Source organism: Janthinobacterium sp. Bl 1, assembly GCF_058215535.1.
In genome coordinates, this window is sequence record NZ_CM177086.1 from 3,173,708 (window position 1) to 3,200,260 (window position 26,553).

General features: G+C 63.0%; 17 protein-coding genes. 13 read left to right on the forward strand and 4 right to left on the reverse strand.

The features are described 5' to 3' along the window. Window positions 1-277 precede the first annotated feature (277 nt). The 5 genes from AC4BCN_RS14190 to AC4BCN_RS14210 all read left to right on the forward strand — a co-directional run bounded on the left by AC4BCN_RS14190 (window position 278) and on the right by AC4BCN_RS14210 (window position 13,102). The gene (locus tag AC4BCN_RS14190) at window positions 278-3,628 is read left to right on the forward strand and encodes a TIM-barrel domain-containing protein (protein ID WP_490490978.1); all 3,351 of its coding nucleotides are present in this window, start codon (window positions 278-280) and stop codon (window positions 3,626-3,628) included. Between the two features lie 98 nt (window positions 3,629-3,726). After that, window positions 3,727-6,672, forward strand: a complete 2,946-nt coding sequence (locus tag AC4BCN_RS14195) for a TonB-dependent receptor plug domain-containing protein (protein WP_490490979.1) — start codon at window positions 3,727-3,729, stop codon at window positions 6,670-6,672. A gap of 494 nt (window positions 6,673-7,166) precedes the next feature. Continuing rightward, complete coding sequence (locus AC4BCN_RS14200; protein ID WP_490490980.1) at window positions 7,167-10,208, forward strand: TonB-dependent receptor; 3,042 nt, start codon at window positions 7,167-7,169, stop codon at window positions 10,206-10,208. A gap of 66 nt (window positions 10,209-10,274) precedes the next feature. Continuing rightward, complete coding sequence (locus tag AC4BCN_RS14205; RefSeq protein ID WP_490490981.1) at window positions 10,275-11,666, forward strand: Gfo/Idh/MocA family protein; 1,392 nt, start codon at window positions 10,275-10,277, stop codon at window positions 11,664-11,666. 128 nt (window positions 11,667-11,794) lie between these two features. Next, window positions 11,795-13,102, forward strand: a complete 1,308-nt coding sequence (locus AC4BCN_RS14210; protein ID WP_490490982.1) for a DUF3472 domain-containing protein — start codon at window positions 11,795-11,797, stop codon at window positions 13,100-13,102. A 3-nt stretch (window positions 13,103-13,105) separates the two neighbouring features. Here the strand turns inward: AC4BCN_RS14210 and AC4BCN_RS14215 are convergent, their stop codons facing one another. Beyond that, window positions 13,106-13,618, reverse strand: coding sequence for a hypothetical protein (locus AC4BCN_RS14215; RefSeq protein WP_139143520.1), 513 nt, complete (start codon window positions 13,616-13,618; stop codon window positions 13,106-13,108). 275 nt (window positions 13,619-13,893) lie between these two features. Between AC4BCN_RS14215 and AC4BCN_RS14220 the strand changes: the two genes are divergently transcribed. Then, a complete protein-coding gene (locus tag AC4BCN_RS14220) occupies window positions 13,894-14,535 on the forward strand; it encodes a hypothetical protein (protein ID WP_139143519.1) in 642 nt (213 codons plus the stop codon). 73 nt (window positions 14,536-14,608) lie between these two features. Here the strand turns inward: AC4BCN_RS14220 and AC4BCN_RS14225 are convergent, their stop codons facing one another. Next, on the reverse strand, window positions 14,609-14,986 hold the full coding sequence (locus AC4BCN_RS14225) for a SirB2 family protein (RefSeq protein ID WP_490490983.1): 378 nt from the start codon (window positions 14,984-14,986) through the stop codon (window positions 14,609-14,611). An 84-nt stretch (window positions 14,987-15,070) separates the two neighbouring features. Then, window positions 15,071-15,517 (reverse strand): GNAT family N-acetyltransferase, encoded by a 447-nt coding sequence (locus AC4BCN_RS14230; protein WP_490490984.1) that lies wholly within the window; start codon window positions 15,515-15,517, stop codon window positions 15,071-15,073. Window positions 15,518-15,799: 282 nt separating this feature from the next. Here AC4BCN_RS14230 and AC4BCN_RS14235 point away from each other — a divergent pair, with 282 nt between their 5' ends. The 3 genes from AC4BCN_RS14235 (at window position 15,800) to AC4BCN_RS14245 (ending at window position 19,180) form a co-directional block, all read left to right on the forward strand. Next, complete coding sequence (locus tag AC4BCN_RS14235; protein WP_490493603.1) at window positions 15,800-17,044, forward strand: MFS transporter; 1,245 nt, start codon at window positions 15,800-15,802, stop codon at window positions 17,042-17,044. After that, window positions 17,041-18,426, forward strand: coding sequence for a NarK family nitrate/nitrite MFS transporter (locus AC4BCN_RS14240; RefSeq protein WP_139091861.1), 1,386 nt, complete (start codon window positions 17,041-17,043; stop codon window positions 18,424-18,426). Before AC4BCN_RS14235 ends, AC4BCN_RS14240 begins: the two co-directional genes overlap by 4 nt. Before the next feature lie 61 nt (window positions 18,427-18,487). Then, a complete protein-coding gene (locus tag AC4BCN_RS14245) occupies window positions 18,488-19,180 on the forward strand; it encodes a carbonic anhydrase (protein WP_034751250.1) in 693 nt (230 codons plus the stop codon). Between the two features lie 120 nt (window positions 19,181-19,300). On the opposite strand, the gene AC4BCN_RS14250 is transcribed toward AC4BCN_RS14245, so the two are convergent. After that, window positions 19,301-19,672 carry a hypothetical protein gene (locus AC4BCN_RS14250; RefSeq protein WP_034751248.1) on the reverse strand — a complete coding sequence of 124 codons (372 nt, stop codon included), beginning with the start codon at window positions 19,670-19,672 and terminating at the stop codon, window positions 19,301-19,303. Window positions 19,673-19,905: 233 nt separating this feature from the next. On the opposite strand from AC4BCN_RS14250, the gene AC4BCN_RS14255 reads away from it, so the two are divergent. The 4 genes from AC4BCN_RS14255 to narI are packed head-to-tail and all read left to right on the forward strand — an operon-like array spanning window position 19,906 to window position 26,548. After that, entirely contained in the window at window positions 19,906-23,604 is a 3,699-nt protein-coding gene (locus tag AC4BCN_RS14255) for a nitrate reductase subunit alpha (protein ID WP_490490985.1), read from the forward strand. Between the two features lies 1 nt (window position 23,605). After that, window positions 23,606-25,156, forward strand: coding sequence for a nitrate reductase subunit beta (narH, locus tag AC4BCN_RS14260; RefSeq protein ID WP_034751243.1), 1,551 nt, complete (start codon window positions 23,606-23,608; stop codon window positions 25,154-25,156). 9 nt (window positions 25,157-25,165) lie between these two features. Next, a complete protein-coding gene (narJ, locus tag AC4BCN_RS14265) occupies window positions 25,166-25,834 on the forward strand; it encodes a nitrate reductase molybdenum cofactor assembly chaperone (protein WP_490490986.1) in 669 nt (222 codons plus the stop codon). A 27-nt stretch (window positions 25,835-25,861) separates the two neighbouring features. After that, the gene (gene narI / locus AC4BCN_RS14270; RefSeq protein ID WP_070305903.1) at window positions 25,862-26,548 is read left to right on the forward strand and encodes a respiratory nitrate reductase subunit gamma; all 687 of its coding nucleotides are present in this window, start codon (window positions 25,862-25,864) and stop codon (window positions 26,546-26,548) included. The last annotated feature ends 5 nt before the right edge of the window (window positions 26,549-26,553 follow it).

Here is a 26,553-nt window from a genome sequence, read left to right on the forward strand (position 1 = left end):
AACGAAAGTAAATAGTTGGGCGGCTTGCGAAATAATGTCGTTTTAATGGCTCTGAAGCATGCTGCGGTGCAGCGAAAAAGCCAGTGGCGGCGCGGCCTGTCGCTGAAATGCCACGATAACGAAAGTATGTTTTGTAACATTTTGGTGAAACGTAAGAAAAATGCGCCAATTCTGGGCATTTTATTAATAAATTGCCGCTTTAACTTTCTTTTGATTGACGATATTTATTTTTCTTCTTAAAGTATTTCCATCACTTCGATTTTCTGAAAGCCGCCTGATGAAACCTCTCCCGCTTCCCCGCCGCGCCCTTGCCGCCTGTGTCCTCGCTGCCCTTGCCACCCTGGCCGCACCGGGCCTGCAGGCCGCGCCTATCGGTAACCTGGCCAGCTTGAGTGCCGTGCATGCGGCCGACGTGGCCAAGGGCGAGGCGCTGGGCTGGGACGTGCGCAGCGATACGGGCGTGCAGCTGCGTATCAGCCTGCCGCAGGTGGACGTGCTGCGTATCCAGGCGGGAGGCAAGGCCGGCTTGACGGGCCCCGGCGACAAGGCCGCGCCCATCGTCGTGGGCCAGCCTGCCGCGCAGGTGGCGTACCAGATCAAGGAACAGCCCGACCATATCCTGATCAGTACGGATGCCCTGAGCCTGCGCATCGACCGCAAACCGCTGCGCTTTACTCTTTTCCGCAACGGTGATGCGGTGCCGCTGTGGCGCGAGGTGCAGCCGCTGTCGCTCGACGACAAGCAGGGCGTGCAGGTGCTTTCGAGCCTGCCGGGCGAGCGTTATTTCGGCGGCGGCCAGCAAAATGGCCGCTTCGAATTCAAGGGCAAGCAGGTGCCCGTATCGTATTCGGGCGGCTGGGAAGAGGGCGACCGGCCGAATCCCGCGCCATTTCTCATGAGTTCACGCGGCTGGGGCATGCTGCGCAATACCTGGTCCGACGGGAATTACGACTTGCGCGACAAGGAGCAGATCTCGCTGCAGCACGCGGAAGGCCGCTTCGATGCGTATTTCTTCGTCGGCAAGGACCTGCGCGACGTCGTCGCCCGCTACACGGACTTGACGGGCCGCGCGCGCATGCTGCCCCGCTGGGCGCTGGAATACGGCGACGCCGATTGCTACAACGATGGCGACAACGTGAAAAAACCCGGTTCCGTGCCAAAGAACTGGACGGACGGCCCCACGGGCAAGACGCCGGACGTGGTGGAAACGGTGGCGCGCCAGTACCGCGAACACGACATGCCGGGCGGCTGGATACTGCCCAACGACGGCTATGGTTGCGGCTACACGAACTTGCCGGAAACGGTGAAGGGCCTGGCCGGCTATGGCTTCCGCACGGGCCTGTGGACGGAAAACGGCGTCGACAAGATCGCCTGGGAAGTGGGCCAGGCGGGCAGCCGCGTGCAAAAGCTCGACGTGGCGTGGACGGGCAAGGGCTATCAGTTCGCCATGGACGCGAACAAGTCCGCCTACGACGGCATCCTGAACAATTCCGACAGCCGGCCGTTCCTGTGGACGGTGATGGGCTGGGCTGGCATCCAGCGCTACGCCGTGGCGTGGACGGGCGACCAGAGCGCCAGCTGGGACTACATCCGCTGGCACATTCCCACCCTGATCGGCTCGGGCCTGTCCGGCCAGGCCTATGCATCGGGTGACGTGGACGCCATCTTCGGCGGCAGCCCGGAAACCTATCTGCGCGACCTGCAGTGGAAAAGCTTTACGCCCGTCCTGATGGGCATGTCCGGCTGGGCCGCGGCCGAACGCAAGCACCCGTGGTGGTTCGATGAGCCGTACCGCGACATCAACCGCCGCTACCTGAAACTCAAGATGCGTTTGACGCCGTATATGTATACGCTCGTGCGTGAAGCGGAGCAATCGGGCGCGCCGCTGGTGCGCGGCCTGATGTGGGATTACCCGCAAGACCCGGCCGCCTACACGGAAGCCTATAAATACCAGTTCTTCCTGGGCCGCGACGTGCTGGTGGCGCCCGTCTACCGCAGCCAGGCCGTCAGCGGCGGCTGGCGCAAGGGCATTCACCTGCCGCAGGGCACGTGGTACGACTACTGGGATGGCCGCCAGGCCACGGCCGGCGCGAAAGGGCGCGACCTCGACCTGCAGGTGACGCTCGATAAGCTGCCCGTGTTCGTGCGTGCCGGCGCCATCCTGCCCATGTATCCGGAAATGCTGTACGACGGCCAGAAGCCGAAGGACCAGCTCACGCTCGATATCTACCCGCACGGCGATTCGCAGTACACCCTGTATGAAGACGATGGCAACACGCGCCAGTACCAGGGCGGCGCCTTCAGCCAGCAAGTCATCCGCATGCGCCAGACGGGCGCCGACGTGCAGGTCGACATCGGCGCCGTCGATGGCCAGTACCAGGGCCAGGAAGCGCGCCGCGCTTATGCGCTGCGCATGCTGGCGGGCCAGGCACCGGTCGCCGTGCGGGCCGGCGAACGCCTGATCGCGCCATCCGCCGGCCGCGCCGCCTATGACAAGGCGGCAGAGGGCTGGTATTTTGATGCGGCGGACAGGCAAGGCACCCTGCACGTGAAAGTGGCGGCGCAGGACATCCGCCAGCCTTTGATTTTGCAGGTCGCCGGCGCGCTGGCCGTGGCAGAGTCGGATGCGGCCTTCCCGGCCGCTCCCGTGCCGGGCCGCGCCTTGCCGGCCGACGCCATGCAGGTGGTGGCGCGTCCTGCCGAGGAAAGCGGCTATCCGCTGGAAAACGCCTTCGATGGCAAGCCGGAGACGTGGTTCCGCACCGTGCGCAGCCCGTCCGTGAAAAGCGGCCCGCATGAATGGGTGATCGGCTTTACGGAACGGCGCCTGGTGGACGGCATCGAACTGGCGCCGCGCAACGACCAGCACTGGAAGCATGGCCAGGTGCGCGACTATGAAATCTACATCGGCGACAACAACGGCGAGTGGGGCGCGCCACTGCAGCGGGGCACCTTGAAGCTGCAGGAAGGCACGCAGACGATCAATTTCCCCGCCACGGCCGGGCGCTTGCTGCGCTTCCGCGTCATGAGTACGCAAAATCCGGAAGGCGATGGCGCCGCGTCCCTGGACCCGATGGTGATGGCGGCGCAGGCCGGGCCGGTGGCGCGCGCGTTCGACGCGGCGCTGGCGACCGACGTGGCACCCGTCACCTTGTCCGCATTCCGCGTGCTTGAGCACAGAGTGGCCGAAGGCGAGGAGGTGCAGCGTTATCTGTCGGACCTGGCGCTGCCGAAGACTATCGCGAAAGACCGGCCGGCCGGCAAGGCGGCCGAGATGCGCATGAACGGGCTGTGGTTCCGCAAGGGCCTCGGCGTGGGACCTGCCAGCCGCATCGACTTGCAGCTGGCGGGCAACTGGAATCTGCTGCGCGCCGACCTGGGCGTGGACGATAGCTGCCGCAGCGCGGGCGGCTTGCAGTTCCAGGTATGGAGCGGCGAGCGGCTGCTGTACGACAGCGGCCTGGTCACGGCTCCCGGGGTGGTCAAACCCGAAATCGACGTGCGCGGCCTGAGCCAGCTCAGTTTGCGCACCCTGGGCGCGCGCGGCGCCCACCCGGCCCAGGTCTGCGGCAACTGGGCCAACGCCGTACTCACCGGCACGGAAGGCGCGACAGTCAAGCCGCGCTAACTACTTCAATCATTTCACTAAAAAGAGCCCCTCTTCGGACCGGGGAGGGGCTCTTGCAACCTGACGAAAACAAATCACTTATAAAAAGGGAGTTGAGAATGCACTTGAAAAAACTGATGGCCGCGATGGTGGCGGTGGGGTTGGCGTCGACAGCGCTGGCGGCGGAGGAGGAGAAACTGCAGCGTGTCGAAGTGACGGGTTCGAGCCTGAAGCGCATCAACGCGGAAACGGCGTCGCCCGTGCAGGTGATCAATGCCAAGCAGATCGAGAACATGGGCGCGCTCACCTTGCTGCAAGTGCTCGACAACCTGCCCGCCGCCCGTCCGGCGCAGCAGGATTTCCGCTCGATGTTTACGGGTTCCGATGGCGGCTCGCAAGCGAACTTGCGGGGAATGGGTGCGCAGGGCACCCTGGTGCTTTTGAATGGCCGCCGCCTGTCGTTCTATGGCGCGCCGGCCGGCTTCCAGACCATGTTCGTCAATATCGACGCCATTCCCGCCGCCGCCATCGAGCGCATGGAAATTTTGACGGACGGCGCGTCGGCCGTGTATGGTTCCGACGCCGTGGCCGGCGTGATCAACGTGATCACCAAGAAGTCGTACCAGGGCCTGGAAGCGCGCGCCAACGGCGAGTTTTCACCGAGCGTGAAATCGTATGGCGAGCGCCAGGCCAGCGTGCTGTATGGCCTGGGCGACCTGGCCAGCGATGGCTACAACATCTATGGTTCCGTGAACGTCTACCAGCGCGACCGCATCGCGCTGGCCGACACCTGGCGCAAGCGCCCATCGTATTTTTATGTAAACAATCCCAATTTCATCCCGAACATGCGCGTGGGTGTCGGCAGCGAACCGGGCGTGATGAATCCAGGAACCTTCTTTGTCTTCGACAAGGCGAAGAACAATGCGCGCACCCAGCGCGCCGTCAATGGCTGCAACACCAGCATCACCGAGGCCTCGGGCACGCGCTGCGTGTGGAATGCGCTGCCGAACCAGCTCGACACGGGCCCCACCTCGGAGCGCGCCACGGCCTACGTGAGCGGCCGGCTGAAGCTCGGTGGCGACATGGAGGCGTTCGCGGAAGGCGCTTTCACCCACATCAAGATGCGCGGCGAGAACGGCCCGTCCAGCTTCAATAGCGGCAGCACGAACAACTGGTTCGCGCGCAATACGGGCAATACCCTGAACACGTTTGCCACGCCTTTCCTGAGCCCCAACAACGTCTACCTGAAAGGCAAGCTCGATGCCGACATGGTGGCCAAGATGGGCGGCGCGGCCGGCTTGAATTACCTGCTGCAGGATGCACAAGGCCACTTCGGCCAGAAGAACGTCGATGAAAACTACCGCGCGCTCGTCGGACTGCGCGGCAGCATCGGCGGCGGCTGGGATTTTGAAACGGCGCTCAGCGTGGCGGGCAGCCATTCGACCCTGTTCCAGACGGCGAACATCAACATCAAGGGCTTCGAGCAGGCATTCGGGCCGTTCACGAAAGACCCCGTCAGCGGCCGCACGTATATCTCCGACAATCCCGCCTACAAGTTCGGCGAAATCAGCGAGGCGAATGCGGCGCTGGTGCGCGCCGCCTATCCGACGTTTGCCATCGAATCGTGGACCAAGCTGATGACGTGGGATGCGAAGGTGGAAGGCACCCTGTTCAAGCTGGGCGAGCGTGAAGTGCGCGCCGCCGTGGGCACCAACATCATGCGCGAGAGTTTTCTCACGCCCGGCAACGCGGATGCGGCCAATGGCCTGATCACGCAGCAGGGCGGTTCCTGGTTCGATGGCCGGCGCACCATCGCGGCCGTGTTTGGCGAAGTGGTGGTGCCGCTCAGCGACACCCTGGAAGTCAACGCGGCTGCGCGCCTGGACAAATATCCGCATTTCTCGGCCAACCTGGCGCCCAAGCTGGGCGTGATCTGGCGCGCGCGTCCCGATCTGATGCTGCGCGGGACGTATTCGGAAGGCTTCCGCGCGCCCAACCTGGCTGAATCGGGCACGGGCGGCGTCTTTGCGCAGGTGGGCGGCATCCGCGACACGGTGCGCTGCGATGAAACGAACGCCATGGCGCGCGCGTTGATGAAGTCCAAGGTGGCGACGGATGCGGACCTGGGCAAGAGTTTGCTCAATTCGAACTGCTCGACGACGGTGGGCGGCCTGACGCCGCCGAACCAGAACTTGCGCCCGGAAAAGGCGAAGATTTCCACGGTGGGCCTGGTGCTGCAGCCGGCCAAGGACGTGAGCATCTCCATCGATTACTGGTTCATCAACCGCCGCGACGAAATCGTGCGCCAGGACTTCAACGAGCTGTTTACGGAACTGGTGGACAAGTACGGCCCGACCCTGGCCGGCACGCCCAACGCCATTCGCAACGACTTGACGGATACGGACCGGGGCAACGTGGCGGCGGTGGCGGCCATGTGCGCCAATCCCGCCAACGCGGGCGTGTGCGCGGGCGGCGTGCCCGGCTACTCGGTGGGCAACCTGGGCGGCTTGATCAACTCGTATTCGAACCGGGGCCGCACCCTGATGGATGGCGTGGACATCGATGCGCGCACGCGCTTTGGGCTCGGCGACTGGGGCAAGCTGAGCACGGGCATCGCGGCCACCATCCGCAAGCGCGACACCCACGACAGCGAGGATGGCAGCGACATCAAGGGCAATACCGTCGGCTACTACGATTCGCCGCGCTACCGCGCCACGGTCAACGCCGACTGGAGCTACCGCAACTTCGTTAGCAGCGTCTTCATCAACTACTCGGGCAAGACGCGCTGGGCGTATGGCCCGTGGGACAAGGACAACACGCCGGAAAACTGCACGGCCGCCTCGGTGGCGCTGCCGGCCGGCCAGTGCAAGGGCGCGCCGTCGTACACGACGGTCAACCTCGCCTTCAGCTGGAAGCCGGTGAAGAACCTGGACGTGGGCCTGAACGTGAAAAACGCGTTCAACAAGAAGCCGTACTACGACCCGAACGGCTGGGAAGGCTACAACCATAGCCAGGACCTGTTCGGCCGCCAGTTTGCCCTGTCGGCCAGCTACAAGTTCTTTTAAAGCGTGACGCTGCCCCGGCCCGTCTATGCGGGCTGGGGGATTGCCATGGAAAAGAAAAGATCATATTCCGAAATACGCAATACGAAAGATAAACGTAAGCGAAAGCAGAGGGTCCTGGCTGCTTTCGCGTTTTTCTCGCCATTTTTTTGGGCCGGTTCGCCGTTTCTGATCACGTCCATGCATAGGTGTGTATCCGTCGCGCCACGATAACGAAAGTTATGCGACTAGTCACAGATTCAATCGAAAGATAAATTGAGGTTATTTTCCCAATTTCTCGATTAATTGCCGTTATAACTTTCTTTTTGTTGACGATACTTATTTTTCTTTTTAAAGTAATCCCAAGAAAACGAAAATCAGCCGATACGGACTGATTTCCCGGAAGGTGCAACTGCCTGGAGCTACCTTCCGACGACCACCATAAAAATTGCGTCCCCCCGGCTTCGCCCTGGAGCGGGGAGGGCGCGCATAACCCTCGATATAGACGGAGACACACCATGCATACCACCCGACTCAAATTGCGCGACATCAGCCGCGCCGCCGCGATCGTGATCGCCCTGGCGGCCGGCGTGCCAGGCCAGGCCTGGGCACAGTCGAACGCCACCAGCACCATTTTTGGCGAAGTGAGCGCACCGGCCGGCGCCACCGTGGTGCTGGAAAACCTGGCTACGGGCGTACAGCGCACCTTGACGCCCGATACGTCGGGCCGCTACGTGGCCAATTCCATGCCGCCAGGGCGCTATGCGGTACGTGTGCTGCGTGCCGGTTCGGTGGAAGCATCGCAGGAAGTCGAAGCGCTTATCGGCGCGGGCGCGGAAGCGAACTTCGGCCCGGCCAGCGCGGCCGGCACCGTGGGTCAGGAGCAGACCGTCGTGGTGAAGGCGTCGCGCAATCCGATCGACGTGTCGAACACGAACAATGGCGTGATCTTCACGGCCAAGGAATTGAAGGCGCTGCCGGTCGGCAATGATGTGGCGTCCATCGTGCAGCTGACGCCGGGCGTCTCGCGCGGCACCAACAGCGTGTACGGCAATGCGCCATCGATCGGCGGCTCGGGCCAGTCGGAAAACGCGTTCTACGTCAACGGCTTCCCCATCACGAACATCCTGACGCAAGTGGGCGCGTCGGAGCTGCCGTTTGGCGCGATCTCCAACCTGCAGGTGCTGTCGGGCGGCTATGGTTCGGAATTCGGCCGCTCCACGGGCGGCGTGATCAACATCACCACCAAAAGCGGCGGCAACAAGGTCGAATTCGGCGGCAAGGTCTCGATCATTCCCCGTTCGCTGAAGGGCGAGCCGGAAAACACCTATTACCCGAACACGGGCGCCAATCCCAAGACGGACGGCAATCTGCTGTACTGGAACCGCGACAATGGCAGCACCAGCAAGGTGGTGGGCCTGTACGGCAGCGGCCCGCTGATCAAGAATAAGCTGTTCGCCTTCGTGGCGCTGGAACAGACGCGCACGGACAGCCAGTCCGTTGCCGCCGCCGCCGACTCGGGCACGGCCCTGGCGCGCGGCTGGAGCACGAGCCAGAGCAAGGTGGACCGCATGATGGCCAAGCTCGATTACAACCTGACGGACGACCATCACTTCGAATACACCAAGCTGTATGACCGCACGAAGACGGACAGCCAGGCGTACGGCTACAGCTACGCCACGCATGCGAGCAATGGCATACAGGCAGGCAAGGGCGAGAAGACGGTCAACTGCTGCGGCTCATCGGCCGCGCCGGGCGCCAACATCGACATCTTCAAGTACACGGGCTACCTGACGGACAACCTGACCGTGACGGCCATGATGGGCGAGTCGCGCACCTCGCACACCCGCACGCCGAACGGCTACAACCCGCTGCTGGCGCAAACGTCGTCGAATACCTCGACCCAGGTGCCCGGCCTGACGTACGCCAATCCGCAAACGGTGACGGGCACCCTGGTCGACCCATCGTCGGAAGACCGCCAGAAAGCCAAGCGCCTCGATCTCGAATACAAGCTGGGCAAGCACTCGCTGCGCGGCGGCATCGACCGCATCGACGTGGAGTCGAAAGTGGGCCTGAGCCTGGCCGGCGGCCACCGCTGGAGCTACCAGCGCGCGACGGATCCGAACCGGGCCATCAACGGCGCCTTTGAAACGCCGGCCCAGGGCGGCGGCTACGGCGCGCAGGGCTATTACGTCAGCAAGGACTTGAACGCCAACCTGGCGCGCCCGACCAGCGTGCAATCGGCGCAATACATCCAGGATCACTACCAGGTCACGGAACGGGTGCTGCTGGACCTGGGCCTGCGCCGCGAACAGTTCACCAACTACAGCACCGATGGCGTGGCCTTCATTTCGCAGCGCAACATGATCGCCCCGCGCGTGGGCGCCACCTGGGACTACCTGGGTGACGGCACCCTGAAATTCTTCGCCAACGGCGGCCGCTACCACCTGCCCGTGCCGTCGAATTTGTCGAGCAACATGGCCAGCCCCTTCCTGGCCACCAGCGAGATGTACACGTACACGGGCATCGATCCCGTCACGGGCGCGCCGACGGGCCTGCACGCGATCAGCAAGCCGTATTCGGCCAACAACGCCTATGGCCAGAGCCGCGATGCGCGCGAGGTGACGGCCGTCGGCCTGAAGCCGCTGTCGCAGGATGAGTTCTCGCTGGGCTTCGAACGTGCCCTGAGCAAGAAACTGGTGGTGGGCGCCAGCGTCCTGTACCGCAAGCTGAACGACACCAACGACGACACCTGCGACGCGCGTCCGCTGCAAGCCTGGGCCACGCGCAACAGTGTCGACACGAGCAACTGGGGCGGCTTCCAGTGCGCCATCATCAACCCGGGCCGCGACAACAGCCTGATGGTCGACTTCGACGATGGCAAGGGCTTGCGCCGCGTGGATATTTCGGCGGCGGAGTGGGGCAATCCGAAACCGGCACGCACCTACCGCGCCTTGAACATGTTCATCGAGCACCCGTACACGAATGGCTGGTACGGCAAGCTGACCTACACCTTGTCCGGCTTGAAGGGCAATATGGAAGGCCAGACGGACAGCATCGGCGGCGGCGACGTGGGCCTGACGGTCAGCGACGACCACAAGGAACTGATGTACAACGCGTATGGCTATCTGCCGGGCGACCACCGCCACGCCTTCAAGGCCTACGGCTTCATGCAGGTCATCCCGGACGTGACGGTCGGCGCCAACCTGTCGCTGACGTCGGGCGCGCCGCGCAACTGCATCGGCGCGCTGCCCGACAACCTGAAATTCGAGAACGACTACGGCGATTCCTACTTCTATTGCGATGGCAAAGCGGCGCCGCGCGGCAGCCAGGGCCGCCTGCCATGGCAAGCCCAGCTGGACATGAATCTGGCCTATACTCCCGGCGCCGTCAAGGGCCTGAGCCTGAAAGTGGACGTGTTCAATGTGTTCAACAGCCAGACCGTGACCCGCTACAACGAGACGCGCGAAGACCATGGCGCCATCGCCCGCAGCTATCTGCAGGTGGCCGGCCGCACGGCGCCGCGTTCCGTGCGCTTCACGGCGGAATACACCTATTAAACTGCAGCCGGCCTGCCGCGCGGCGGGCCGGCGACGATCATTACCAATGGAAGCGAGAAGAGACCAATGACGACACAATTCAATCGACGCAATTTCCTGTCCGCCAGCGCCGCGCTGGCCGGTGGCGCCATGGCCGGCAGCACTTTGCTGCCTGGCGAGGCCAACGCCGCACCCGCCGCCGGCCGCGACAAGGTCCGCCTGGGCCTGATCGGCACGGGCATGCGCGGCCAGGTGCTGCTGGCCGAACTGGTGCGCCGCGACGACGTGGAAGTGGTTGCGCTGTGCGATATCGAACCGATCATGCTGAAACATGCGCTGGGCCAGGTGGCCAAGGCCGGCAAGCCGCGTCCGCGCACGTATGGCGAAGACCGCGACCAGAAAGCGTACAAGCGCATGCTGGACGCGGGCGGCCTCGATGGCGTGATCATCGCCACGCCGTGGGAATTCCACGCGCCGATGGCGATTGCCGCCATGCAGGCGAAGATCGCCGTCGGCTGCGAAGTGGTGGCCGGCATCACCCTGCAAGACCACTGGGATGTCCTGAACACCCAGCTGAAGACGGGCACGCCGTACATGTTGCTGGAAAACGTGTGCTACCGCCGCGACGTGATGGCCGCGCTGCAGATGGTGCGCGCGGGCCTGTTCGGCGAACTGCTGCACCTGCAGGGCGGCTACCAGCACGATTTGCGCGCCGTGAAATTCAACAGCGGCAATCCGGCCAAGCCGTATGGCGGCGGCGTGGAATTCGGCGAGAAGGGCTGGTCGGAAGCCCATTGGCGCACGCAGCACTCGGTCGAGCGCAATGGCGAGCTGTATCCGAGCCACGGCATCGGCCCGTGCGCCATGTACACGAACATCAACCGCGGCAACCGTTTTACGCGCATCAACGCCTTCGCCACCAAGGCGCGCGGCTTGCATGACTACATCGTCAAGCAGCCGGGCGGCGCCCAGCATGCGAACGCCAAGGTGAAATTCAAGCTGGGCGACGTCGTCACCACGACCCTGGCGTGCGAGAACGGCGAAACCATCATCCTGCAGCACGATACGAGCTTGCCGCGCCCGTACTCGCTGGGCTTCCGCGTGCAAGGCACGGACGGCTTGTGGATGGACTTGAACAATTCGATCCACATCGAAGGCGTCAGCAAACCGCACCAGTGGGACGACTTCAAGGCTTACCAGGACAAGTATGAGCATCCGGTGTGGCGCAAGTACGCGACGCAAGCGGAAGGCGCGGGCCACGGCGGCATGGACTTCTTCGTCATCCACGCCTTTGTCGAAGCGCTCAAGGCCAACGCGCCGATGCCGATCGATATCTACGATGCAGTGACATGGAGCGCCATCACGCCGCTGTCCGAGCAATCGATCGCGGCCAATTTCCAGACCCTGAACTTCCCGGACTTCACGGGCGGGCAGTGGAAATCGCGCAAGCCGATCTTCGCCCTCGACGGCAAATACTAAGCCCCATTCGCCCGCTACCGCACCAGTTGCCGTAGCGGGTTTTTTCTGTCCATCCAGTTTTTCAACCGCGGCGCAGGTGCGCAGGCCCGTGTTCGCCCGCCGCAAAGCCTCACCACCAGGAGACGTCGATGAAACACAGAAATGCAGTACTCTACGCAGTTCTTTCCACCATGCCCTTGTTGCTGGCCGCCTGCGGCGGTGGCGGGGGCAGTGCCGGCGCCACCGCGTCCATGCTCGCGAGCAGCCTGGCCGTGACGGGCACGCCGGCCACCGTGGCCCTGGCCGGCAATGCCTTCATCACCAGCGCCGACGCAGGCGCAGTCATCAATGACAATGGCTTGGCTAACTGGAGCCAGCCCGAACACGGTGCCAGCGCGTATTTCCGCGTCGGCGCGGCCGGTCCCGTGACGGTGGCGCTCGACGCCAGGCTGGCCGATGGCAGCACCAGCACGGTGCGCGTGACGGTCAACGGCCAGCCCTTCGACGTGGCCCTGGCGGGAACGGCCAGCAAGACCTATGCGGTGGGCACGGTCAACGTGGCCGCGCCAGGCTACGTGAAGGTGGACTTGCGCGGCGTGAAGCGCGTGAGCGGCTATTTTGGCGACGTTTCGGCGCTGAAGGTGACGTCGAACGCCACGCTCAATTACGCGAATGACCCCGCCAATTACTACTGGTCGCGGCGCGGCCCGTCCGTGCACATGGGTTATACGGTGCCGGCCAATACCGAGTATTTCTATAACGAGATGACGATTCCCCAGGGCCAGGACGCCATCGGTTCCTATTTCATGGCCAACGGCTTTGGCCAGGGCTACATGGGCATCCAGGTGAAATCACCGAGCGAGCGCTGGATATTGTTCTCCGTGTGGGACGCCGACAATGGCGCCAGGACCACACTGGTCAGCAAGGGCGCCGGCGTGGTCGACAATGCGTTTGGCGGCGAGGGCACGGGCGGCCAGACCTATCTGTCGTATAACTGGGCGGCCGGCACGACGTACCGCTTCATCACGCGCGCGCGGCCCGACGGCAATGGCGGCAGCGATTACTCGGCCTGGTTCTTTGCGCCCGAGACGGGCAAGTGGCGCTACATCGCCACGTGGAAGCGGCCGGCGATATCCACGTATCTGACGGGCGTGCATTCCTTCCTCGAGAACTTCATCGATACGAAGGGCTACACGGAGCGCCGCGTCCAGTTTGGCAACCAGTGGGCCAGGAACGTTTCCGGGACATGGACCGAAGTGACGGCGGGAAGGTTCACGGGCGACGCCACGGCCACGAATGCGCAGCGCATGGATTATGCGGGCGGGCTGGAAAACGGCAAGTTCTACCTGCATAACGGCGGCTTCTTCGCCGACTATGTGAAAACCAGCCAGAACTTTACGCGGCCCGCGACGGGCCAGGCGCCGGCCGTCGATGTCAGCGCCTTGCCGATGCAGTAAGTCTTACCCTGGCCGCTTGCCTACCATCGCATCGATGCCGCGATAGTAGGTGAGCGGCCGGCCTATCGTCACGCCCATCAATGCCGCCGCCTGGATGATGTCGTCCGTGTCGCGCCGGTAGACGATCAGCGCATCCATTTCGTCGGAGCCGTTGCCGTCGATCTGGATCAGGTCATAGCCGCCTTCTTCCACGGCGCGCTGCGCCAGTTCCGTATCCAGCCACTCGAAATAGGGCAGCACGCTGCCGCCGCTTTCCTTGAGCAGTGCGTACGGGAAGTCGGGGAATTCGTCGAACATGTCCTGTATCTGTTCGTGCAATTCATCGATCTTGTCGCTCGACGCCATATGGCCGCCCAGCTGCGAGAGGAGTTCCAGCGCGTAGGCTTGCGCATCGCTGTCGACCCATTCCTCGCGCGGCGCGGAGGGAGCTTCGGTGATGGCGGCGACGGCGTCGTCGAGTTCCTCGCCTTCCAGATCACCGCAGGTCAGCTTGGTCAATAGTTCGGATAAGAGCATGGTTGCCTTTCAGGGGAGCAGCACGGCCACGGTGGCTGCCTTGTCGATGAAGTTGCCAATACTATCATTGCCGTGCAGCTTGCCGCGTTCCGCAGAAGTCGTATGGCGTCCTTTGACTACTTGTCAACTAGACATTTTCGTGCCAGGCGGATACACTGAAAATATTTCCAATTAGCAATATTTATCTGGACTCATGCAGGCACAGGCGCGCTTGCCGTCCTTTGCCCTTTGCCCATCACTTGTGACCCATTTCTTCATTTTATTCAGGATCATCCATGTTTGTCCGAACCACCATGCTGCGCGCGCTGGCGTGCGCCGTCTTGCTGCCTGCGCTGTTGTCGGCCTGTGTCACCGGCCGCAATAGCGCGCCTGCGTTTACCTACACGACACCCGACCTTGCCAAGGGCGTTGTCGTCGGCACCGTGTTCGAGAGCTCCGTCTTCGAGGCGCATGGCGCCAGGTTCGGCATCGTCAGCAGCGACCCTGCCGCCCTCGAGGGCAAAAGTCTGTGGTTATCCAGCCATGCTCCCGCCGGCCAGGTCGCCTTGCAGAATGTCTTGCCAAAAGTACCTACGGGCAAAGGCAGCACCTTTGCGCTGCAGCTGACGCCGGGACGCTACAGCGTCATCATCTGGCTGCTTGACTATGGATTCAGGTCCAGGTACTCCGAATCGTCGCCGAAGCCGATCGAGTTTGACGTCGTTGCTGGCAAGGTCATCTACCTGGGACGTCTGGATGCCAACCGTTTCCTGCAAGTGGCTTCGATACACGACAATTTCGAGGAAGATATCGCATACCTGAAGAAAAATCCCTTGCTGGCCAATGCCAGCATCGAGAACAAGGCGCTCGAGGTGCGTGAATGGTGGCTAGAGGACGCCCTTGGCAAGGAAATTCAGGAAAGAAACCGCGCCAAATAAGCACCTGCAGGTCGCGCCGCGCACGCGTCACTCTGTACTGCAGGCGCGACCCTGCGCTACATTTTTTGCTGCATCACAGCGGCCAAGCCTGCTTGGTCACGGCCACGGCAACGATGTAGGCAAATACCAGCACGGCACCCGCGAAGGCTGCGCCGCGCACGGCTGGTGTCTTGCCCCGTTTCAGGGCGATGGTGCCCAGCACGATGTAGGCCACCAGCGCGCACAGCTTGGCGCCCAGCCAGGGCTGGCTGCCCGGCGACTGGCCGCTCCACACGGCCAGGGTAATGGCGCTGGCCAGCAAGGCCGTGTCGACCAGGTGCGGCAGGATTTTTACCCAGCGCTGCTGCAAGGCGGGCGAGGCGCGCAGCATCCACGCGCCGCGCAAGAGCAAAAAGAGGCCGCTGGCGGCGGCGCAAGCCATGTGGAAATGCTTGAGGCTCAGGTAGTCCATATGTCCCTGCGGTCGTTATTCAAAGTAGCGCCAGCATAGCCGTCTTTGGCGCGCCGCGCCATACGCCGTCGGAGGGACGCGCAATCAGCGGCACCATTTCATGTACACGAGCTCCGGGTCTCCCTCGTCGAGATGGTCGATCTGTCCGCTGCGCACGAAACCCGCGCTGGCGAACAGCTGTTGCGCGGCCAGATTGGATTGGTTCGTCGACGTGAATAGCTTCGCCGTCGTGCACGCGGCTTCGGCGGCGGCCAGCAGGCGCACACCCACGCCGCGCCGCTGGTGGGCGGGCGAGACCACCACCAGCGAGACAAAGCCGTAATCAAAGAAATCGTCGCGCGTGAGGACATAGCCTGCCACCTGGCCAGCCCGGATGGCTACCTGGCAGTGCCCCTGGCCGACGGCGGCGCGCACGGCCTCGCCCCGGCTGGCGTGCGCCTGCGCATAGGCATCGCAGGCCAGCATGGCGTCCACATCGCCCGGCAGCGCCGCGCGCGTGATGATCCCGTCTGTTTCGTGAATGTCCTGCATGGCTTTCTTTTTATCCAGGCGCCGAGTGTGCCAAAAATGCGTCCGTTTGTAAAACACCCGCCATCCAGGCTAGGTCCATACCCCGCCATCTAGTCACTTTTGCCGATACGGCTATCCAGATTGCCTTTCCAGAATCACCCTGTGGCCGATAGTGCCTTTCGACTCTGCCACGTAAGCTGGTCGGGACGGCTGGCCAGACGGCCAGTGCATTCATGGAGAAACATCGTGGCTACCCTAGATGGCACTAAGAACAACAGTAGTAACAAGGCAGTCGAACCCGGCATGCGGCGCAAGCAGGCGTCCGTGCTGATCAGCAGCACCTTCGCATTTACCATCTGCTTTGCAGTCTGGATGATGTTTGCCGTACTGGGCATCCCCATCAAGACCAGCCTGGGCTTGACTGAAACACAATTCGGCCTGCTGGCCGCCATGCCCGTGCTGACGGGCTCCCTCGTGCGCGTGCCCTTGGGCATCTGGACGGACAAATACGGCGGACGCCGCGTCTTCTTCTGGCTGATGCTGGCCAGCGTGGTGCCGATCTACCTGATCTCCTACGCTACCGCCTACTGGCACTTCCTCGTACTGGGCATGTTCGTGGGCCTGGCGGGCGGCTCGTTTTCCGTCGGTACGCCCTACGTGGCGCGCTGGTATGAAAAGGAGCGCCGCGGCCTGGCGATGGGCATCTTCGGCGCCGGCAACTCCGGTTCCGCGCTGACCAAGTTCGTCGCGCCCGGTATCGTCGCCGCCTTCGGCTGGCAGATGCTGCCCAAGGTGTATGCGGTAGCCATGCTGGCCACGGCCATCATCTTCTGGCTGTTCTCGTATACGGACAAATCGCATCTGGCGCCATCGGGCGAAAGCTTTCAGGCACAGATGAAGGTGCTGAAGGATCCGCGCGTGTGGCGCTACTGCCAGTACTACTCGGTGGTGTTCGGCGGCTACGTGGCGCTGGCGCTGTGGATGACGAAGTACTACGTGGCCGAATACGGCTTCGACCTGAAACACGCGGCGCTGCTGGCCGCCTGTTTCTCGCTGCCGGGCGGCGTGCTGCGCGCCGTGGGCGGCTGGATCTCCGACAAATACGGCGCCGCGAAAGTCACCTGGGCCGTGATGTGGGTGTGCTGGGTGTGCTTCTTCCTGCTGTCGTATCCGCAAACGCAGATGGTCGTGGAAACCGTCACCGGTCCGCTGGCCTTCCATATCGGCCTGTCGCCGCTGTGGTTCACCGTGCTGCTGTTCATCGTCGGTATCGCCATGGCCGTGGGCAAGGCGTCCGTCTTCAAGTTCATCGGTGATGATTTTTCCGACAACATCGGCGCCGTTTCGGGCGTGGTCGGCCTGGCCGGCGGCTTGGGCGGCTTCATCCTGCCCGTGATGTTCGGCGCCCTGGTGGACTTCACGGGCGTGCGTTCGAGCTCCTTCATGCTCCTCTACGGCACCGTTTGCGTCTCCCTCATCTGGATGCATTTCTCGTTCAAGCCGCTGCGCGCGGCACCTACCAACCAACTCGCAGGAGCTAAAGCATGAGCCGCTACATGATCAATACGTGGGAGCCGGAAACCCCGAGCTTCTGGCAAAACACGGGCAAGGCCACCGCCGCGCGCAATCTGTGGATCTCGATTCCCGCGCTGCTGCTGGCATTCGCCGTGTGGATGGTGTGGAGCGTGGTGGTAGTCAACCTGCCCAACATCGGCTTCACCTACAGTAACAACCAGCTGTTCTGGCTGACGGCCTTGCCTGGCCTGTCCGGCGCCACCTTGCGCATCTTCTATTCGTTCATGGTGCCGATCTTCGGCGGGCGCCGCTGGACGGCCATTTCCACGGGTTCCTTGCTGATTCCCGCCATCGGCATCGGCCTGGCCGTGCAGGATGTGAACACCGGTTATCCGACCATGCTGATCCTGGCCCTGCTGTGCGGCTTCGGTGGTGGCAATTTCGCTTCGTCGATGGCCAACATCAGCTTTTTCTATCCTAAGGCGAGCAAGGGCTTCGCGCTGGGCATGAATGCGGGCCTGGGCAACCTGGGCGTGTCGGTGGTGCAGTTCGTCGTGCCGCTGGTGATCACGTTTGCCGTCTTCGGCGCCTGGGGCGGCGACTCGCTCACCTGGGTCAAGAATGGCGTGAGCAAGGACATGTGGCTGCAAAACGCGGGTTTCATCTGGGTGCCGTTCATCGCGCTGTCGACCTTGCTGGCCTGGTTCGGCATGAATGACCTGGCGTCGGCGAAAGCATCGTTTTCCGAGCAGGCCGTGATCTTCAAGCGCAAGCATAACTGGCTCATGTGCTGGCTGTACACGGGCACCTTCGGCTCCTTCATCGGTTATTCGGCCGCGTTTCCGCTGCTGATCAAGATCCAGTTCCCCGACGTGAACCCGCTCGATTACGCCTTCCTCGGCCCCCTCGTCGGTGCCCTGGCGCGCGTGGCCGGCGGCGTGATTTCCGACAAACTGGGCGGCGCCAGAGTCACCCTGTGGTCCTTCCTCTTGATGATCGGCGCCGTGCTGGGCGTGCTGTACTTCATGCCGCAAGGCGGAGTGGGTGGCAGTTTCAACGGCTTCTTCTGGATGTTCATGCTGCTGTTCGCCGGCACGGGCATCGGCAATGCGTCGACCTTCCGCATGATTCCCGTGATCTTCCTGACGGAACACCAGCGCGCGGCGGCCGGCAAGGGCAAGGCGGTACAGGAGCAAGCCATCGTCGACGCCAACAAGGAAGGCGCGGCCGTCCTGGGCTTCACCTCGGCCGTGGCGGCGTATGGTGCCTTCTTCATCCCGAAAAGCTACGGCACCTCGATCGCGCTCACGGGCAGCCCCGACGCGGCCCTGTGGTGCTTCATCGGCTTTTATGTCAGCTGCATCGCGATCACCTGGTGGTGCTATGCGCGCAAGAACGCGCCGATGCCTTGCTAGTCAGCGTCAGAACGCCGGGCGAGTCCTGCTTGCCTGGCGTTGAACACAGTAAGAGGTAGTCATGGAAGAACTGGAAAAATTCGTCAACGGCTTCAGCCTGTTTCAGCAGCAGTATTTCAGCGAGCCGCAAACCCTGTACGACAGCCTGCGCGACGGGCAGCGGCCCTCGACCCTGCTGATCGGCTGCTGCGATTCGAGGGTCGACCCCATGCTGCTGACGGGCAGCGACCCGGGCGACATGTTTGTCGTGCGCAATATCGCCAACCTGGTGCCGCCGTGCACCCCGGACGCGCCGCCCGGCGTCAGTTCGGCCATCGAGTTCGCCGTCTGCAAGCTCGAAGTGGCCAGGGTCATCGTGCTCGGTCATGCGCGCTGCGGCGGCATCCGCGCGCTGCTGGAACCGCAGCCGCGCGCGGAAGGGCAGGAAACGGACTTCGTGGGCCAGTGGATGCGCATCGCCGAACCGGTGGCGCAGCGCGTGCGGCGCGAACTGGCGCACCGTTCGTCGGCGGAACAGCACCACGCGTGCGAGCTGGCCAGCATATTGCAGTCGCTGGACAACCTGCTCACCTACCCTTGGCTCAAGCGCAGGGTGGAGCAGGGCGTGTTGAAATTACATGGATGGTATTTCGACATCGATAGCGGGGCGCTGATGGCGTATTCGGCGCGCCAGCAGCAGTTTTTACCTCTGGTCTGTCCAATAGAAAGGGCGCGCCATTTGCATGAGCGCCCTTGGCCGGATGCGGGCAGGTAATCTGAAACGTGCGGCCAACAAGGTGTCGGATTACGCTACGCTAATCCGACCTACCTTGCTCTACAGTTGCCTAATCACGTAGGTCGGATTAGGCCGCAGGCCGTAATCCGACAAGTTCCGTCAACTAAAACGTAACAAATCCCCGCTGCGGTCAAACGCCAGCAGGCTGTCGATGCGGCCTTGCTCGATGGCCGTCACCATGGCGCGCAGGGGCGCCTCGCATTCCTGCGCGGCGGGCGGCTGGCCTTCGCGACCCGCCAGTCCCGCCACGAAGACCACGTCCCAGTGCGTCTGCATCTGTTTCGACTCCTCCTTCAACGTCTCGAAGCTGTCCAGTTCCTCGGGCAGCTTGTCGGCGCACATCACGGGCGTGAGGGACTTGCCCTGGCCGCCAGGCTGGGCCTGCGCCTGGGTAAAGGTGAACAGCAGGCGTTGCGGCTGCTCCTGGTTGCGGGCGCTGCTCAGCAGGCTGGCGTAATCGGTAATCGGCATGATGCTCTTTCTCTGTGTTGAACGATGACGACAGGTATACCGCAGCTCCGCCGCGCCGCCCATAGGCAATAGTGACTATCCGCCTATGCATTCCTGGTGCCGGAAACCGACTTCTTGCCAATACCGCCGGGCACGGCGCATCGATAGACTGTTTGTATCGACGCTTGAGCTATCGTGCTTGCAGCGTTTTTTAAGACCTGGCGCCGCTGTCGGCGGCGCAATGTGGAGGTAGCATGAGTCACTTTCTGGACCGCCTGAAATTTTTTAGCAAGCCCGCCGAGCCGTTTTCAAACGGCCACGGCACCGTGGTCGATGAAGACCGTACCTGGGAAAACGCCTACCGCCAGCGCTGGCAGCACGACAAGATCGTGCGCTCCACGCATGGCGTGAACTGTACCGGCTCGTGCAGCTGGAAGGTGTATGTCAAGAATGGCCTGATCACCTGGGAAACCCAGCAAACCGATTACCCGCGCACGCGGCCCGACCTGCCCAACCACGAACCGCGCGGCTGCCCGCGCGGCGCCAGCTATTCCTGGTACGTGTATTCGGCGCAGCGCGTGAAATACCCGATGGTGCGCGGCCGCCTGATGGAAATGTGGCGCGAAGCGCGCAAGACCATGGATCCCGTCACGGCCTGGGACTGGATCAGCCAGGACCCCGTGCGCTCGCAGCAGTACAAATCCATCCGCGGCCTGGGCGGCTTCGTGCGCGCCACGTGGGAAGAATCGAATGAAATCATCGCCGCCGCGAATGCGCTGACGATCAAGAAATACGGCCCGGACCGCATCGTCGGCTTCTCGCCGATTCCCGCCATGTCCATGGTCAGCTATGCTTCCGGCACGCGCTACCTGTCCCTGATCGGCGGCGTGGCTCTGAGCTTCTATGACTGGTACTGCGACTTGCCGCCAGCCAGCCCGCAAGTGTGGGGCGAGCAGACGGACGTGCCGGAATCGGCCGACTGGTACAACTCGACCTATCTGATGGTGTGGGGCTCGAACGTGCCGATGACGCGCACGCCGGACGCCCACTTCTACACGGAAGTGCGCTACAAGGGCACGAAAACCGTCGCCATCTCGCCCGACTACGGCGAAATGGTGAAGTTCGGCGACATCTGGCTGGCGCCGAAGCAGGGCACGGACGCCGCGCTGGCGCTGGCCATGGGCCACGTCATCCTCAAGGAATTCCACTCGGAAGGGCAGAGCGCCTACTTCCGCGACTATGCACGCCAGTACACGGACTTCCCCATGCTGGTCCTGCTCAAGGAACATAACGGCACCCTCGTGCCCGACTACTTCCTGCGCGCTTCGCACCTGGACAACAACCTCGACGAAACCAATAACCCCGAATGGAAAACCCTCGTCATCGACGAGACCACGGGTGCGATCACCGCGCCGGCCGGCTCCATCGGCTTCCGCTGGGGCGAGTCGGGCAAGTGGAACCTGGAACAGAAGGCAGGCGGCAGCGGCGCGCCTATCGTGCCGATGCTCTCCATGATCAACGACAGCGACGCCGTCACGGAAGTGGGTTTTGCCTACTTCGGCGGCAAGGACGCGTCCGACATGTTGCTGCGCAAGGTGCCGGTGAAAACCATCCGCCTGGCCGACGGCACGACGGGCCTGGTGACCACCGTGTTCGACCTGACCCTGGCCAACTACGGCATCGACCGCGGCCTCGGTGGCGAAAACGTGGCGGAAAGCTATGACGACGACGTGCCGTACACCCCTGCGTGGCAGGAAAAGCACACGGGCGTCAAGCGCGCCGACGTCATCACCGTGGCGCGCCAGTTCGCGGAAAACGCGGACCAGACGCGCGGCAAGAGCATGGTCATCGTGGGCGCCGGCCTGAATCACTGGTACCACATGGACATGACCTACCGCGGCATCATCAACATGCTGATGATGTGCGGCTGTATCGGCCAGTCGGGCGGCGGCTGGGCCCATTACGTGGGCCAGGAAAAACTGCGTCCGCAAACGGGCTGGACGCCATTGGCCTTCGCCCAGGACTGGGTGCGTCCGATGCGCCAGATGAACGGCACCTCGTTCTTCTATGCCCACACGAGCCAGTGGCGCCATGAAAAGCTGGAAACGGGCGACATCGCTTCGCCATCGGCGGCCGGCGGCACGGGCGACTTGACCCTGCTCGACTACAACGCCAAGGCCGAGCGCATGGGCTGGCTGCCATCGGCGCCGCAGCTGCAAACGAATCCGCTGGAAGTGGCCAAGGCCGCTGCCGCCGCAGGCCAGAAGCCGGCCGCGTATGCGCTCGACCAGATCAAGGCGGGCCAGCTGCAGTTCTCGTGCGACGACCCGGACAATCCGGCCAACTTCCCGCGCAATATGTTCGTGTGGCGCTCGAATATCCTCGGCAGCTCGGGCAAGGGCCACGAGTACTTCCTGAAATACCTGCTCGGCACGCAAAACGGCTTGCTCAGCGATGAAGACGACTGCCTCACGCCGAAACAGGTGAAAGTGCGCCCGGCCGCCGAAGGCAAGCTCGATCTGCTGGTGGTGCTGGACTTCCGCATGTCGACCACCTGCCTGTATGGCGACGTGGTGCTGCCGACGGCCACCTGGTATGAAAAGGATGACTTGAATACGTCGGACATGCATCCGTTCATCCACCCGCTGTCCGAAGCCGTGCAGCCGCTGTGGCAATCGAAGTCGGACTGGGAAATCTACAAGGGCCTGGCCGAGAAATTCTCGGAAATCGGCGGCGAACTGCTGGGCACCCAGCAAGACATCATCCTCACGCCGCTGATGCACGACACGCCGGGCGAACTGGGCCAGCCTTTCGATCCCAAGGATTGGCGCGCGGGCGAATGCGAAGCGATTCCCGGCAAAACGATGCCGAACATGACGGTGGTCGAACGCAATTACCGCGACGTGTACAAGAAGTTCACCTCGATCGGTCCGCTGCTGGAAACCATCGGCAACGGCGGCAAGGGCATTTCCTGGAAAACGGGCCATGAAGTCGACGTCCTGCGTGGCATCAACCGCACGGTATTGGACGAAGGCGTGTCGCAGGGCCAGCCGCGCCTCGATACGGCCATCGATGCGGCCGAGATGATTTTGTCGCTGGCGCCGGAAACGAATGGCCACGTGGCCGTGAAAGCCTGGGCCGCGCTGTCCTCCATCACGGGACGCGACCACACGCATCTGGCATTGCCGCGCGAGCATGACAGCATCCGCTTCCGCGACGTGCAGGCGCAGCCGCGCAAGATCATTTCCTCGCCCACCTGGTCGGGCCTGGAAAGCGAAGAAGTCAGCTACACGGCCGGTTATACCAACGTGCATGAACTGATCCCTTGGCGCACCCTGACGGGCCGCCAGCAGTTCTACCAGGATCACCTGTGGATGCGCGATTTCGGCGAGGGACTGTGCGTCTACAAACCGGCCATCAACACGAAGACGACGGAAGCGCTGCTGGGCACCAAGCCGAACGGCAACAAGGAACTGGCGCTGAACTTTTTGACGCCGCACCAGAAGTGGGGCATCCACTCCACGTATTCGGACAACCTGCGCATGCTGACATTGTCGCGCGGCGGACCGCACGTGTGGCTGTCGGAGACGGACGCGCAAGCTGCCGGCATCGTCGACAACGACTGGATCGAAGTCTTCAACGTCAATGGCAGCCTGACGGCGCGCGCCATCGTCAGCCAGCGCATCCCGGCCGGCATGACGATGATGTACCACGCCCAGGAAAAGATCATCAACGTGCCTGGCGCGGAGATGACGGGCAAGCGGGGCGGCATCCATAACTCGGTGACGCGCGCCGTGCCCAAGCCGACGCACATGATCGGCGGCTACGCCCAGCTGGCGTACGGCTTCAATTACTACGGCACGGTGGGCTCCAACCGCGATGAATTCGTATTGGTGCGCAAGATGAACAAGGTCGACTGGCTCGAAGGCCCGTTGCAGGAACAAGGAGCATAGTATGAAAATTAGAGCGCAAATCGGCATGGTGCTGAACCTGGACAAGTGCATCGGCTGCCACACCTGTTCCGTCACCTGCAAGAACGTATGGACCAGTCGCGACGGCGTCGAGTACGCATGGTTCAACAACGTGGAAACCAAGCCCGGCATCGGCTATCCGAAGCAGTGGGAAAACCAGGACAAGTGGAACGGCGGCTGGCGCCGCACGGATGCGGGCAAGATCGAGCCGCGCCAGGGCAGCCGTTTGAAGATCCTGGCGAATATCTTTGCCAACCCGAACCTGCCCGCCATCGACGAGTACTACGAGCCGTTCACCTACGACTACGAGCACCTGCAAAGCGCGCCGTTGTCGCAGACGCCGCCGACGGCCCGTCCGATCTCCGTGCTGACGGGGAAAAAGATGGAAAAAATCGAGTGGGGTCCGAACTGGGAAGATGACCTGGGCGGCGAGTTTGCCCAGCGCAGCAAGGATAAACTGTTCGACAACATGCAGAAAGAGATGTACGGCACGTTCGAAAACACCTTCATGATGTACTTGCCGCGCCTGTGCGAGCATTGCCTCAATCCGACTTGCGTGGCGTCTTGCCCGTCCGGCTCCGTGTACAAGCGCGAAGACGACGGCATCGTGCTGATCGACCAGGACAAGTGCCGCGGCTGGCGCATGTGCATCTCCGGTTGCCCGTACAAGAAGATTTACTACAATTGGTCGTCCGGCAAGGCGGAGAAGTGCACGTTCTGCTTCCCCCGCATCGAAGCTGGCCAGCCTACCGTGTGCTCGGAAACGTGCGTGGGCCGCATCCGCTACCTGGGCGTGCTGCTGTATGACGCCGACAAGATCGAGGCTGCCGCCTCCGTGCCGCAGGAGCAGGATCTGTACCAGGCGCAGCTCGACCTGTTCCTCGATCCGCACGACCCGGCCATCATCGCCGAGGCGCGCCGCCAGGGCATCCCTGACCTCTGGCTGGAAGCGGCCGTCAAGTCGCCCGTCTACAAGATGGCCGTCGAGTGGAAAGTGGCGTTCCCGCTGCATCCCGAATACCGCACCTTGCCGATGGTGTGGTACGTGCCGCCGCTGTCGCCGATCCAGGCGGCTGCCGAATCGGGCAAGCTGGGCGTGAACGGCATGCTGCCGGACACCCAAAGCCTGCGCATTCCCGTGCAGTACCTAGCCAATCTGCTGACGGCCGGCGACCAGCCGCCCATCGTCACGGCGCTGGACCGCATGCTGGCCATGCGTGCCTACATGCGCAGCAAGACGGTGGAAAAGGTGGAAAACCTCACGGTCCTGAAACAGGTGGGCTTGAGCAAGGCGCAGGTGGAGGACATGTACCACATCATGGCCATCGCCAATTACGAAGACCGCTTCGTCATCCCCAGCAGCCACAAGGAAATGGCCGAGGACAGCTTCAACGAGAAGGGTTCGTGCGGCTTCAGCTTCGGCAACGGCTGCTCGGACGGCACCAGCGAACCGACCTTGTTCGGCAAGAAAAAACACGGTTCGGCCATCTTCATGCAGATGCCGAAGTCGCGCAAAACGGCGCCTGGCGCTTAAGGAGCTGATATGGAACACGCTATGCATCACTACCAAGTCCTTTCGCGCCTGCTGCTGTATCCGGAGCCCGAGCTGATCGCCCACCTGCCGCAGCTGGACGCCGCGCTGGCGTCCGTGCCGGAACAGCAAGCGCTGTTGCGGCCCTTGCTGGCGCACCTGGAAAGCAGCAGCCTGATCGACCTGCAGCAGCAGTACGTGGCCACGTTCGACCGCAACCCGTCGCACTCGCTGCATCTGTTCGAGCATATCCACGGCGAATCGCGCGACCGGGGCCAGGCCATGGTCGACCTGATGGAGGAGTACAAGCGCCACGGCCTGCAAATGGTGGGCGACGACTTGCCCGACTTCGTGCCGCTGTTCCTGGAATTCCTCGCGCAGCTCGACGAGGAAGCTTCGGCGCCGCTGCTGGGCGACGCCGTCCACGTGCTGGCGCACATCGGCCGCAAGCTGACGGCCAACGGCAGCCCGTATGCGCCCGTCTTCACCTTGCTCGAACGTTTGAGCCCCGTGGCGGCGGAAATGCTGGCCGAACCGCCGGTGCGCGACATGGATGAAGCGCTGGAAACCTTCGGTCCCGGTGCGGACGGCGTCGAGCCGCTGCTGCGCCAAGGTCCGGGCCAAGTTCCGGGCGGCGTCCATCCCGTGCATTTTCACCCGCAGCCGCGGCGCGCCGCTTGAAGCGCGTCCGCATGAGGAGAGTACATCATGAGTAATTATCTGCATCAATTTGTGTATGGCATTTATCCATACATCGCGCTGGCCATCTTTTTCCTCGGTAGCCTGATCCGTTTCGACCGCGAGCAATACACGTGGAAGTCCGATTCCAGCCAGCTGCTGCACCGCGGCAGCCTGCGCCTGGGCAATATCCTGTTCCACATCGGCATCATCGGCCTGCTGTTCGGCCATGCGGCCGGCTTGCTCACCCCTGTCTGGGTGTGGGATACCCTGGGCGTGTCGCACAGCCTGAAGCAGGGCGTGGCCATGGCGGCAGGCGGCGTGATGGGCGGCCTGTGCCTGGTCGGCATCCTGATCCTGCTGGTGCGCCGCTTCAGTAACGACCGGCTGCGCGCCGTCACCACGGCCGGCGACAAGCTGGTGATGGTGTGGATCCTGCTGACCTTGCTGCTGGGCCTGTCCTCGATCTTCGTCTCGGCTTCGCACATGGATGGCCACATGATGGTCTTGCTGATGAACTGGGCGCAGCACATCGTGACCTTCCGCGGTGACGCCGCCAGCTTCATCGTCGATGCGCCGCTGGTGTTCAAGCTGCACCTGTTCATGGGCATGTCGCTGTTCGTCATCTTCCCGTTCACCCGTCTGGTGCACGTGTGGAGCGGCTTCGGCGCCATCGGATATCTGGGCCGCGCTTACCAACTGGTTCGCCGCCGTTAAGAAAG

Coding starts and splice junctions, on each gene's coding strand:
- AC4BCN_RS14190 (WP_490490978.1), top strand. CDS start 278: ATGAAACCTCTCCCGCTTCCCCGCCGCGCCCTTGCCGCCTGTGTCCTC.
- AC4BCN_RS14195 (WP_490490979.1), top strand. CDS start 3,727: ATGCACTTGAAAAAACTGATGGCCGCGATGGTGGCGGTGGGGTTGGCG.
- AC4BCN_RS14200 (WP_490490980.1), top strand. CDS start 7,167: ATGCATACCACCCGACTCAAATTGCGCGACATCAGCCGCGCCGCCGCG.
- AC4BCN_RS14205 (WP_490490981.1), top strand. CDS start 10,275: ATGACGACACAATTCAATCGACGCAATTTCCTGTCCGCCAGCGCCGCG.
- AC4BCN_RS14210 (WP_490490982.1), top strand. CDS start 11,795: ATGAAACACAGAAATGCAGTACTCTACGCAGTTCTTTCCACCATGCCC.
- AC4BCN_RS14215 (WP_139143520.1), bottom strand. CDS start 13,618: ATGCTCTTATCCGAACTATTGACCAAGCTGACCTGCGGTGATCTGGAA.
- AC4BCN_RS14220 (WP_139143519.1), top strand. CDS start 13,894: ATGTTTGTCCGAACCACCATGCTGCGCGCGCTGGCGTGCGCCGTCTTG.
- AC4BCN_RS14225 (WP_490490983.1), bottom strand. CDS start 14,986: ATGGACTACCTGAGCCTCAAGCATTTCCACATGGCTTGCGCCGCCGCC.
- AC4BCN_RS14230 (WP_490490984.1), bottom strand. CDS start 15,517: ATGCAGGACATTCACGAAACAGACGGGATCATCACGCGCGCGGCGCTG.
- AC4BCN_RS14235 (WP_490493603.1), top strand. CDS start 15,800: ATGCGGCGCAAGCAGGCGTCCGTGCTGATCAGCAGCACCTTCGCATTT.
- AC4BCN_RS14240 (WP_139091861.1), top strand. CDS start 17,041: ATGAGCCGCTACATGATCAATACGTGGGAGCCGGAAACCCCGAGCTTC.
- AC4BCN_RS14245 (WP_034751250.1), top strand. CDS start 18,488: ATGGAAGAACTGGAAAAATTCGTCAACGGCTTCAGCCTGTTTCAGCAG.
- AC4BCN_RS14250 (WP_034751248.1), bottom strand. CDS start 19,672: ATGCCGATTACCGATTACGCCAGCCTGCTGAGCAGCGCCCGCAACCAG.
- AC4BCN_RS14255 (WP_490490985.1), top strand. CDS start 19,906: ATGAGTCACTTTCTGGACCGCCTGAAATTTTTTAGCAAGCCCGCCGAG.
- narH (WP_034751243.1), top strand. CDS start 23,606: ATGAAAATTAGAGCGCAAATCGGCATGGTGCTGAACCTGGACAAGTGC.
- narJ (WP_490490986.1), top strand. CDS start 25,166: ATGGAACACGCTATGCATCACTACCAAGTCCTTTCGCGCCTGCTGCTG.
- narI (WP_070305903.1), top strand. CDS start 25,862: ATGAGTAATTATCTGCATCAATTTGTGTATGGCATTTATCCATACATC.